This window comes from Collinsella aerofaciens (assembly GCF_039062365.1).
Taxonomy (GTDB): Bacteria; Actinomycetota; Coriobacteriia; order Coriobacteriales; family Coriobacteriaceae; genus Collinsella.
Genome location: NZ_JBCJBI010000010.1, coordinates 24,331 through 35,595, shown reverse-complemented (window position 1 = coordinate 35,595; position 11,265 = coordinate 24,331). Strand labels below are relative to the sequence as shown.

The 11,265-nt window shown below is 60.0% G+C and carries 9 protein-coding genes; 6 read left to right on the top strand and 3 right to left on the bottom strand.

The genetic code is table 11. The features are described from left to right. The first annotated feature begins 610 nt into the window (after nucleotides 1–610). Both ppk1 and rlmD read left to right on the top strand, forming a co-directional pair. The gene (gene ppk1 / locus ABCN01_RS06400) at nucleotides 611–3,019 is read left to right on the top strand and encodes a polyphosphate kinase 1 (RefSeq protein ID WP_342996601.1); all 2,409 of its coding nucleotides are present in this window, start codon (nucleotides 611–613) and stop codon (nucleotides 3,017–3,019) included. A gap of 98 nt (nucleotides 3,020–3,117) precedes the next feature. Beyond that, nucleotides 3,118–4,446 (top strand): 23S rRNA (uracil(1939)-C(5))-methyltransferase RlmD, encoded by a 1,329-nt coding sequence (gene rlmD, locus ABCN01_RS06395; RefSeq protein WP_342996602.1) that lies wholly within the window; start codon nucleotides 3,118–3,120, stop codon nucleotides 4,444–4,446. A 76-nt stretch (nucleotides 4,447–4,522) separates the two neighbouring features. Here rlmD and ABCN01_RS06390 read toward each other — a convergent pair whose 3' ends face one another. Then, the gene (locus ABCN01_RS06390) at nucleotides 4,523–4,822 is read right to left on the bottom strand and encodes a zinc-ribbon domain-containing protein (protein WP_342996603.1); all 300 of its coding nucleotides are present in this window, start codon (nucleotides 4,820–4,822) and stop codon (nucleotides 4,523–4,525) included. A 182-nt stretch (nucleotides 4,823–5,004) separates the two neighbouring features. Here ABCN01_RS06390 and ABCN01_RS06385 point away from each other — a divergent pair, with 182 nt between their 5' ends. The 3 genes from ABCN01_RS06385 (at nucleotide 5,005) to ABCN01_RS06375 (ending at nucleotide 7,228) form a co-directional block, all read left to right on the top strand. Continuing rightward, nucleotides 5,005–5,547 (top strand): DJ-1 family glyoxalase III, encoded by a 543-nt coding sequence (locus ABCN01_RS06385; protein WP_117583934.1) that lies wholly within the window; start codon nucleotides 5,005–5,007, stop codon nucleotides 5,545–5,547. After that, a complete protein-coding gene (locus ABCN01_RS06380) occupies nucleotides 5,544–6,125 on the top strand; it encodes a Maf family protein (RefSeq protein WP_342996604.1) in 582 nt (193 codons plus the stop codon). Before ABCN01_RS06385 ends, ABCN01_RS06380 begins: the two co-directional genes overlap by 4 nt. Nucleotides 6,126–6,226: 101 nt before the next feature. Further along, nucleotides 6,227–7,228 (top strand): P1 family peptidase, encoded by a 1,002-nt coding sequence (locus ABCN01_RS06375; protein ID WP_342996606.1) that lies wholly within the window; start codon nucleotides 6,227–6,229, stop codon nucleotides 7,226–7,228. Nucleotides 7,229–7,603: 375 nt separating this feature from the next. Here the strand turns inward: ABCN01_RS06375 and ABCN01_RS06370 are convergent, their stop codons facing one another. Next, complete coding sequence (locus tag ABCN01_RS06370; protein WP_342996607.1) at nucleotides 7,604–8,635, bottom strand: glycosyltransferase family 2 protein; 1,032 nt, start codon at nucleotides 8,633–8,635, stop codon at nucleotides 7,604–7,606. Further along, the gene (glf, locus tag ABCN01_RS06365; RefSeq protein WP_250787643.1) at nucleotides 8,628–9,830 is read right to left on the bottom strand and encodes a UDP-galactopyranose mutase; all 1,203 of its coding nucleotides are present in this window, start codon (nucleotides 9,828–9,830) and stop codon (nucleotides 8,628–8,630) included. The genes ABCN01_RS06370 and glf overlap by 8 nt, the downstream gene beginning before the upstream one ends. A 231-nt stretch (nucleotides 9,831–10,061) precedes the next feature. On the opposite strand from glf, the gene pta reads away from it, so the two are divergent. Then, nucleotides 10,062–11,042, top strand: coding sequence for a phosphate acetyltransferase (gene pta, locus ABCN01_RS06360; protein ID WP_006234296.1), 981 nt, complete (start codon nucleotides 10,062–10,064; stop codon nucleotides 11,040–11,042). The last annotated feature ends 223 nt before the right edge of the window (nucleotides 11,043–11,265 follow it).

Genomic DNA, 11,265 nt, shown 5'->3' with positions numbered 1-11,265 from the left:
GGCAGACCTTCCTGAGCTTGCCGATCTCGGAAGGCACGTGCAGACCTTTCGTCATGGCCTCCTACCTTTCTTTCGGGCCTTTCGGCCGAATCTCTCAGCGCCCTTCCATAGCGGACGCTGCTTGCTGACAGCTCTAGTTATATCCAAATTCCACCCGCAATTCCACCTCGCCCCCGAACGGTCAACAAAGTGCGATGAACGGTATATCGCATGTGATTCCCCCATGATGTACTCCGGCGTTCTAAAGTAACTTTTCTAAGGTAAACGCTCTTTTTTCTTAAAAACCATTTGCGATTGCATCTCTAAACTTTTGATTCAGAATTGCATAGCTAAATCGGTTTTATGTATATAAATGATGTTTGTTCATGTTTCCGCCTGCATTCAATGATATTCAGCTATCTATCATTCTTATTCACACTTACGTACCAGTTGAGTGAGGATATAGACCGCTTGCAGACGAGCAGGGCGTCAGTCCTATGACTTGTCAGCGTAAGAAGTAGGTAAAGATACCGTTCACGCGATACGTCCGTGCCAGCGGTCGACTAAATTGAGACAATAGTGAAAAGTGTTAGGCTACCGTCCTCTGTGGGGACTGAACGGACAGATGCATATGCCGAGCAAAATCGAAAAGAAGCAAGCCGCCGCAAAGCTGCGCAAACCGCCGCGCGACTTCTCGTACACGCAAAACCGAGAGCTTAGCTGGCTGCGCTTTGACAACCGCGTGCTTGACGAAGCCTTCGATGAGACCGTTCCGCTGTTCGAGCGTCTAAAGTTCGTGTCGATTTTCGAGTCCAACCTCGACGAGTTCCTTATGGTGCGCGTGGGCGGCCTGTCCGATCTGGCCGAGCTCAAAAAACAGCCTGTCGACAACAAGAGCAATATGACCGCCTCCGAACAGGTCGATGCTGTCATGGCCGAAATGCCCGGGCTCCTTACCCGTTGGGAGTCCATCTTTAAGAGCATCGAGGGCAAGCTCGACACCTTGGGCGTTCACCGCGCCCGCATCGATTCGCTTACGCCCGAGGAGCGCACCTTTGTAACCCGCTACTTCCAGGCCTACGTGTCGCCGGTCATCTCGCCGCTGGTCATCGATCCTCGCCATCCCTTCCCCAACCTACGCAACGGCGCACTCTATCTGGCCTGTGGTCTGGACGGCGTCACCGACGAGGAGAGTCTGCTGGGCCTTATCGAGATTCCCGCCTCGATGAACCGCGTGGTCGAGATCCCCTCGCCCACCGGCACCTACTCCTACATCTTGCTCGAGGACGTCATCCTCGCCTGCCTGGACAGCTGCTTTGGCTCCTACAAGCCACTCGACCGCGCGCTCATCCGAGTCACCCGCAACGCCGACATCGATCCGGACGGCGAGGGCGTCGAAGAGGAAGAGGACTACCGCCAGCACATGAAGCGCATCCTTAAGAAGCGCCTACGTCTGCAGCCGGTAGTGCTCGCGGTCTCGGGGTCGCTCGAGAAGGCGACGCTCAAGACCATCCGCAAGGCACTCGAGCTTTCGCGCCGCTCGGTCTTTACCTGCGATATACCGCTCGACCTGGGCTACGTCTTTGGCATTGAGGGCAAGATTCCCGAGCACCTGCGCAACGAGCTGCTCTTTACGCCGTTTAAGCCGCAGCCCAACCCCACCATCGATATGACCCGCTCCATCCGCGAACAGGTGTTGCAGGGCGACAAGCTGCTCTTTTATCCCTACGAAGCCATGAACCCCTTCCTGGATCTGGTGCACGAGGCCGCCTACGACCCCGAGTGCATCTCGCTGCGCATCACGCTCTACCGCGTGGCCAAGCAGAGCCGCCTGTGCGAGTCGCTGATCGATGCTGCCGAGAACGGCAAAGAGGTCACGGTGCTCATGGAACTTCGTGCCCGCTTTGACGAGCAGAACAACATCGAGTGGGCCGAGCGTCTGGAAGAGGCAGGCTGCACCGTCATCTATGGTTCCGAGGGCTTTAAATGCCACTCAAAGATCTGCCAGCTCACCTATCGCGAGGGCATGGCGCTCACCCGCCTCACGCTTTTGGGCACCGGCAACTTTAACGAGAAGACGGCCAAACTCTACAGCGACTTTATGCTCATGACCGCCCATCCCGGCATCGGCGAGGACGCCAACCTGTTCTTCCGCAATCTGTCGCTGGGCAACCTGCGCGGCGACTACCGCTTCCTGGGTGTGGCGCCCGTCGGACTTAAACCGCTCATCATGCGCGGGCTTGACCGCGAGATCCAGCGCGCCCTTGCCGGCGAGCCCGCCCGCGTGTTCTTTAAGCTCAACTCGCTGACCGACCGCGAGGTTATCGACAAGATCGCCGAGGCATCGTGTGCCGGCGTGCGCGTAGACATGATCATCCGCGGCATCTCGTGCCTCAAGCCCGGTGTTCCGGGCAAGACCGAGAACGTGCATGTCCGCTCTATCGTCGGACGCTTTTTGGAGCACGCGCGCGTTTACGCCTTTGGCGTGGACTCTGACATGATTTACCTGAGCTCGGCAGACATGATGACGCGCAACACCGAGCACCGTGTGGAGATCGCCTTCCCCGTGCTCGACCCCACCTGCCGCGCCCTGGTACACGAGTACATGGGCATGCAGCTGCGCGACAACGTGAAGGCCCGCAGCCTCACGAGCGACGGCACCTGGGTCCCCGTAGAGCGTGCAGAGGGTGAGAAACCCTTCAACTCGCAGGAAGCTCTACTGGAGCGTGCCTATCGCAACGCCGAGGCCGCGCCCGAGCCCGTCATTGAGGCGAAACCCGCCCCCGAGCCCGAGCCGCAGCCGGTAGCACCCAAGGTCCAAGAGGTCCAGGCGACCGTCATTGAGCCCGAGCCTGCACCTGCACCTGCACCTCAGCCCGATCCGCAGGTCACCAAGCCCGCACCCGAGACGAGCGCCCGTCGCGATAAGCCCGCCGGCAAGACCAAGGCCATCGAGCGCCATCGCCCCGGTCGCGTGCGCATGGGCCTGGGTCTGATCGGCCTGGGTCTTAAGACGCTCATTACCGGCAAGACGAAATAGTCGTTTGTAGAAGCAGTTTGTAGAAGCGCCCCGCATTTGAGGAAAGCCTCGGATGCGGGGCGCTTTTCCCTGCTACCATGGTGCGAACAACAACGCGAATGACAGGCAGGAATATGAAGCTCACTATAGAATCGATGACCTACGGCGCCGACGGGCTGGCGCACGCCGACAACGGCAAGGCCGTCTTTGTGCAGGGTGCCGTGGCAGGCGACACCGTCGAGGCCGAGGTCGTACAGGACGGCAAGTCGTTCATGCGTGCCCGCACCACCGAGATTCTGGAGCCAAGCCCCGATCGCATTCAGCCTCCCTGCCCCTTCGTGGGCATCTGCGGCGGCTGCTCGTGGGGCAATCTCTCACGCACGGCACAGCTCGCCGCCAAGGAGCAAAACCTGCGCTCCACGCTCGAGCGCATCGGCAAGTTCGCTCCTGAGCAGGTCGATGAGTTGGTACAGCCCATCTGCCACACCAAGGACGACTGGGGCTACCGCAATAAAATCGAGCTCGAACCGACCGTCGTCAACGGTCGCGTGCGCCTTGGCATGCACGGTGTCGACCCCAGCAAAATCGTGACCGTCGATACGTGTCCGCTGTTCGATAAGCGCTTCCCGAAGGCACTCAAATCGGTCGTCGGCGCACTCAACTATCTAAGCGGCAGCCATGACTTGGGGCTCGAACGCGTGGGCATTCGCGCATCGCGCCGCACCAAGGCACTCGAGGTCGCACTCTGGACGCCCACAGGCTCTTTTCCGCGCTCGCAGGTCTCCCGCGTGCTGGCGGACGCCGCTCATCCCACGAGCATCGTGCGCGTGATGAGCAAGGGCGAAAAGAAGGCCCGCCGTGTTTCCAAGGTCGAAATGCTCGCCGGAGAGGGCTCGTGGACCGAGAATATCGCCGAAGGCCAGATGCGCTTATCTGCCCCGTCGTTTTTCCAGGTCAATACCAAGGGCGCCGAGATTTTGATCGAGCTCGTCATGGACGCGCTCGATCCTCAGGAAGACGAGCTGGCCGTGGACCTGTACTGTGGTGCCGGCACCTTTACCCTGCCGCTCGCCCGCCGCTGCGATTTTGTCGCCGCCGTCGAGGCTTACGGTCCGGCCGTGCGCGACCTGCGTCGTAACCTCGAGATCAACAAGCTCGACAACGTCGACGTTATCGGCGGCGACGCGGTGCGCGAGTTCCCCGATCAGGACGCCGACATCTTGGTGGTCGACCCGCCGCGCGCAGGCCTCGCCCCCGAGGCAATCGACCTCATCGCTAGCACGAGCGCTCGCGATGTCGCCTACGTGAGCTGCGACCCGGCGACTCTGGCCCGCGACCTCAAGTGCTTTGTCGAGGAGGGCACCTTCTCCCCCGTCAAGATCACGCCGGTCGACCTGTTCCCGCAAACCTTCCACTGCGAAACCGTCGTCCACCTCAAGCGCAACTAATAAACTAATCTGTTTTAGGGGGCGGGGTTCAGCAATCATCGAGTGGTGAATGATTGCTGAACCCCGCCCTATTTCATTACTGATGGCTGACCGGAGCGCCGCAGTTTTGGCAGAAGGATGCGTTTACCTCCAACATTGAGCCGCACTGAGTGCAAAAATGAGCGGACTCAACTGGCTGAGCATCATCGATCGCGGTCGGCACCTGCTGCTTCGGCGGGACCTGTTGCACGGGAGGCATTTGCTGATACGGATTGGACTGCGGAGGCTGAGGCTTGTTCGACGATTCCTTGTTCAAGATAACAGCAAAGGCGACAGCCGCGACGCCGCCGAACACAACCAGCAAAAAGAGAAGATCAGATACCCTAAGGCCTATCATCGCAAATCAGCTCCTCATGTAGCGAAAGATGACGGATGCCGAGATTTTATCGCCGCACCGCAAGCCCCTCCTAGTGCGCAACACCCAGGCACGACCAGTCTTTTTGAGATTGGGGCGTGGCAAACGGGGGTCTTCGGGGTATAAGACGGCTAATTGTATGCCGCTTTTTGAAAGGAACCCTTATGCCCAGCGTTGCCGTTCTTGCCGCCGATGGCTTTGAAACGATTGAATGCCTGACCATGGTCGATGTCATGCGTCGCGGCGGTGTGCGCGCCACGCTCGTCTCGATCATGCCCACGCGCGAGGTCGTAAGCTCGCTGCAGATTCCCGTAACTTGCGACGCACTCTTTGACGAGATTAACTTTGACGAGTACGACTGCGTCGTGCTGCCCGGCGGCCTGCCCGGTGCCACCAACCTGCGCGCCGACCAGCGCGTCTGCGACGTAGTCTGCGATTTCGCCGCGACCAAGCACGTCGCCGCCATCTGCGCCGCCCCGTTTATCCTGGGTGAGCTTGACCTGCTCGAGGGACGCCACGCCACGTGCTTCCCCGGCTTTGAGAAGAGTTTCCCCGAGGGCGCCTATACCGGCGACAAGGTCACGCACGACGGCAACATCATCACCGCCAGCGGCATGGCCCAGTCGCTCCCCTTTGCGCTTGAGCTGCTGCGTACGCTCGCCGGCGACAAGGCTGTCGAGAAGGTTGCCGAGGGCATTCAGCTATGATTTTGGCTTCGCAATCACCGCGCCGCATCGAGTTGATGCGCGAAGCGGGCTACGACATCCGCGTCATTCCCGCTGACATCGACGAGACTCCTTTTGATGACGAGACCCCGCTTACGCTTGTTGAGCGCTTAGCTCGCGCCAAGGCTGCCGCCGTTGCCGCCGAGCACGCCGAGCCCAATGAGCTGACCATCGCGGCCGACACCATCGTCACCTTCGATGGCAAGCTTTTGGGCAAGCCGGCAAACGAGGACGAAGCCCGCACCATGCTCCACGAGCTCTCGGGGCGCACGCACCAGGTCGCAACCGGCGTCTGCATCGTTAGAGCCGGAGACGTCACAGCCCCGCACGCCGCCGAGAGCCTGTCGTTTGTCGATGTGACCGACGTGACGTTCTATGAGCTCACCGACGAGCAGATTGAGCGCTATGTCGCCTCGGGCGAGCCCATGGACAAGGCAGGCGCCTACGGCATCCAAGGCGTCGGCGGGCGTATGCTCGTGCACGATATTTCGGGCGACTTTTACAACGTGGTGGGTCTGCCCATCGCTCGCGTCGCGCGTGCGATTCAAAAACTATCGTAATTGCATCTGGCGCTGGGTATCCCCCGGCGCCTACAATTTTGGCGTACCGTACGGATCCCGACCGGGCATAAGGCCCGGCGGAAAACCGATAGGAGTAAAACATGGACACACTGCTTGAGGCCATTGACGTTTGCGATGTCGATGGCTTTTGCTTTGGCAACTATACGGACGAGGAGGCCGGCACCGGTTGCACCGTAATCGTGGCACCCGAGGGCGCCACCGGCGGCGTTGACGTTCGTGGTGGAGCCCCGGCATCGCGCGAGACCGATTTGCTGCGCCCCGAGAACACCGTGGACAAGGTCCACGCCGTCTGCCTTTCGGGCGGATCGGCCTTTGGCCTGGAGGCCGCGAGCGGCGTCGCCCGCGAGCTCGAGAGCCGCGGCATCGGCCTTCCCGTCGGCCCCACGCAGGTGCCTATCGTGTGCTCCAGCTGCATCTTCGACCTCGCCTTTGGCGATCCCACCGTACGCCCCGACATTGAGGCTGGCATCTCCGCCGTGCGCGAGGCGCTCGACAACACCCCCACCACGCTCGAGCAGGGCAATGTGGGTGCCGGCACGGGTGCCACCGTCGGAAAGCTCATGGGACCCGCCACCTGCATGAAGGCCGGCCTTGGCGCTGCCGCCGTGGCGCTCGGTCCCGTTAAGGTAGGCGCCGTGGTCTCCGTCAACGCCTGCGGCAATATCGTCGACCCCTTCACCGATGAATGGGTCGCTGGTATGCGCGCTGCAGCAGATAGCGACCAGATCGTCGACATGGAGCTCGCCGCCTTTGCCGCCGCCGGATCTATGCAGATGCCGCTCGACCGCACCAACACCACCATCAGCTGCATCGTCACCAACGTTGAGCTCACCAAGGCGCAGGCCACCAAGGTCTCCCAAATGGCAGCAGACGCCTATGCGCACGCCATTCGCCCCACGCACACCACCAACGACGGCGACACCATCTACACCCTCGCCAGCGGCAAGCTGGGAGCCCAGGCAAGCGTCCCCGTGCCCCTAGACCTGTTGGGCATGCTCGCCGTAAGGGCCCTACAGACCGCCATCGTAAACGGAGCCAAAACCGCCAAAACCTCCCACGGCATCCCCGGCGCCGCAAAGTAATCCACTCGACCGTCGGTCGGAGGCGGGCGGGCGTTACGTTTGCTGCTCTACAGTCCTATGCAAGACGAAGGCCACATTAAGTGGCCTTCTTTGCATGCGGAACTCGCGACAAACGTAACGCCCGCCCGCCTCCGACCGACTACCAACTAAATTCCTTTCAGCCCAGGCCCCTGTGTACCGCGCGTCGAAGATCTTCAAATTCAAATAATCTGACAATCGATTCTTATAGCAGAGGCCCCTTGGCCTTTAGTTTGATACAAGTTCCGCACGAGCCGGAAAGCACTAAATGTGCTTTCCGTGCGAGCAGGACTGTTCGCAGTAGCAAACTAAAGGCCAAGGGGCCCAGTCAACCTATCAGCAGCGATTACTCAACAGTTAGTTGAATTTGAAGATCTTTGAGGCAAGATGGTATAGGCCGAGTGTGGTTTTGTCTCCGGCCCGTCCATGCAGGTTGGTAAAGAATCCGACCACGCCGTAGCGAGCGCGACGATACATGCGCTCGTCGTACTCTTTCAGGTCCTTCCACAGCGTCTTCAGGCGCTCATCGGCACAATCTTCCTCGGAAAGCTTGGTGAGCACCGAGCAAATCGCCATCATCATGGTGAAGTAGCCCATCATGTACGAACGCAGGCGCGACGACCCAACATCGCTGTACAAGTGGTACGACTCCATCATGATACGCGTAACACGGAACTGCTGGTCCAGACGCTTAACCATCGTGGCCTCGTTGACACTTTGACCCTCTCGACCAATAAAGTAGCGGTAGAGGTCAATGTCGGCGTAGTACATGGTCTTGCAGCGGGGCAGCGGCACGTAGGCGTAGATGTTGTCCACGTAGAAGGTGTGTGGCGGCATAGGCAGGTTGGACTCGCGGAGCACATCCGTGCGATAGCACAGGCTGTGCATGAGCAGATTCTGATCGGGACGGAAGTGCCCGATCTGGTCCCAAGAGAAAATCTTTTTGCGCGGCAGGGCAAACTTGTAGCCAATAGCGGTATGCGTGCCCTCGTAAACCTTCTCGTACACGTAGTTCGAGATAAACAGATCGACGCGCTGGTCGCGCTCCTCAAAACCACGCAGAATCGACAGCATGGTCGAAAGCGCCGCACCGTCGAGCCAGTCGTCCGAATCGACAACCTTGTAGTAGGTGCCCTGCGCCTCGCGCAGACCCGAAAGGACGGCGATACCGTGGCCGCCGTTCTCCTGGTGCACCGCGCGGATGATTCCAGGATAACGGGCCTCCCACTCGTCGGCCTTGGCGGCCGTCTCGTCCTTGGAGCCGTCGTCCACCACGATAATCTCGATATCGGTGGCGTAATTGCTCCCCTCCAAGATGGAGGTGATGCAATGGTCCATGTCTTTGGCGGCGTTATATGAGGGAATACCGAATGTTATGACTTTATGCATGGCAGGCGATAATCTCATCCGAAAGATCGAGGGCGGAATTGGTCACGGCGTCCATATCGTAGTAACGATACTCGGCCAGACGACCCACCGGGTGGAAGTTCGTCAGGTTCTGGACGCGCTCAAGATAGCGCTCGTAGAGCTCACGGTTCTCGGGCTCCAGGATAGCGTAGTACGGCGTCTCGCCCGAGCCGGGCGTATAGGCCTTGGAGTACTCCTTCATGATGGTGGTCTTGCCGGGCAGGACCTGACCGGTCATGTTCTTGAACTCGGTGATGCGCGTGTAGTCCTCGCTCGTGGTGTAGTTGACAGTGCCCACGGGCTGGAACTGGTCCATATCGAGCGTCTCGAACTTCATATCGAGCGTGCGGTACGGCAACGCACCCAAGTCGAGGTTGAACAGCTCGTCGAGTGGACCGGTGTAGACGATCTCGCCACCATAGACCTTGCCGTCGATCTTGACGGTGGTGTCGTCGATTTCAAAGAGGTCACGGGCGTCCACGTCGCAGAACACGTCGATCAGGTCGTGGTCGAGCATGTGCTCAAAGAGCGCCGTGTAGCCCTCCTGCGGCATGCCCTGGAAGGGAGCTTGCGGGAAGTAGCGGTCATCATCGCCCACAAAGACGGGAACGCGGCCGGTGATCGAGGGGTCGATCTGATCGGGCGTCTGGCCCCACTGCTTCATGGTGTAATGTAAAAAGACGTTCTCGTAGACGTAATCGGCGACCTCGGCAAGATCCGGGTCGTTCTTCTTACGCAGCTCCATAATGGGCACCTTGACATCCTTGCCAAAGGTCTCCACGAGCTTCTGATACAGCTCCTCGCCGCGCTCGTCACCAAAGGCGAGCTTGAGACTCGCATGGTTGAAGGGCACGGGCATAAGGGTACCGTTGATGTTGGCGAGCACCTTGTGCTGATAATCCGTCCACTTGGTAAAGCGCGACAGGAAATTGTGCACGCGCTCGTTAAAGGTGTGATAGATATGCGGACCGTACTCGTGGATCAGGATTCCGGCCTCGTCAGTGCAGTCATAGGCATTGCCCGCAATGTGGCTACGGCGCTCCAAAACGGCAACACGATAGCCGATGGTCTCGGCAAGACGGCGGGCGCAAACGGCACCGGCATATCCAGCACCGACGACAATCATGTCGTACGCGCCGGCGTTAAAGCCTTCAGGCAGGCCTGAGGTAATCTGCATCGATACTCCTTGTCAAAAGCCACGGGCTCGTTAGCTGGGCTTTTCTCGAACATTCTTCGAGACATATTTATCAGAGCGATTATAGCGCTAATGCGTCCTATAATGAGCTTGCCACACAAGGAAAGCTCAAGCACCGCGGCGAACATAATTGAAAGGTAAACCCGCTAGCAGCGGGTTTATTCGTGAACGGCCGGGTGCCTGGAGCTTAGCGAAACGCTTGTAAGGAGTAACATGAGCGATTTCCTAAACCGTATGAAGTCTGCCGCTAAGGCCGACCTTAAGACGATCGTCCTGCCCGAGGGCGAGGATCCGCGCACTATCGTCGCGGCCACCAAAATCATCGAGGAGGGCCTGGCAAAGATCGTCATCCTGGGTAACCCCGACGAGATCAACGTTCCCGGCGCCACCGTCATCGACCCGCGCAACGCCGAGAAGCACGAGGAGTACGCGCAGAAGTTTGCCGAGCTCCGCGCCAAGAAGGGCGTTACCATCGAGCAGGCTCGCGCCCAGGTGATGGACGCCACCTACTTTGGCACCATGATGGTCAAGATGGGCGACGCCGACGGCCTGGTCTCCGGCGCCTGCCACTCCACCGCCGACACCCTGCGCCCCGCGCTGCAGATCCTCAAGACCGCCCCGGGCACCAAGCTGGTCTCGGCCTTCTTCGTGATGTGCACCGATACCCCGCAGTTCGGCACCGACGGCACGCTGATCTTCGCCGACTGCGGCCTCAACATCAACCCGTCCTCCGACGAGCTCTCCGAGATCGCCATCGCCTCCGCTCACTCCTGGTCCACCTTCATGGGCAACGTTGAGCCGCACGTGGCCATGCTCTCCTACTCCACCATGGGCTCCGCCGGCGGCGAGGTCGCCAAGAAGGTCCAAGAGGCCGTGAAGTTCTGCAAGGAGAAGGCTCCCGAGCTCGCCATCGACGGCGACCTGCAGCTCGACGCCGCTATCGTCCCCACCGTCGCCCAGCTCAAGGCTCCCGGCTCCTCCGTCGCCGGTAAGGCCAACGTGCTCGTGTTCCCCGACCTCGAGGCAGGCAACATCGGCTACAAGCTGGTCCAGCGCTTCGCCGGCGCCGACGCTTACGGCCCCATCCTGCAGGGCATCGCCAAGCCGGTCAACGACCTGTCGCGCGGCTGCTCTGCCGACGACATCGTGGGTGTCGTGGCCATCACCGCCGTCCAGGCTCAGATGGCCGAGTAGCGGACGTATCCCCTCGGGACCCCACAGGGTAAAGTTCTGAAAACGTCCTCGGACATGTCGGAAGCCCCCGCTGCGCACTGCGTGCGGCGGGGGCTTCCTCCGTCCTGCGGAGTGTTTTCAGAGCTTTACCCTGTAGGGTCCCTGCCGTCACGTGGCAGTCAGGGTATCTGGAGTGGACGACGGCTTGGCTACGAGCTGGGTCTGAAAATCTGAACGGATGGGT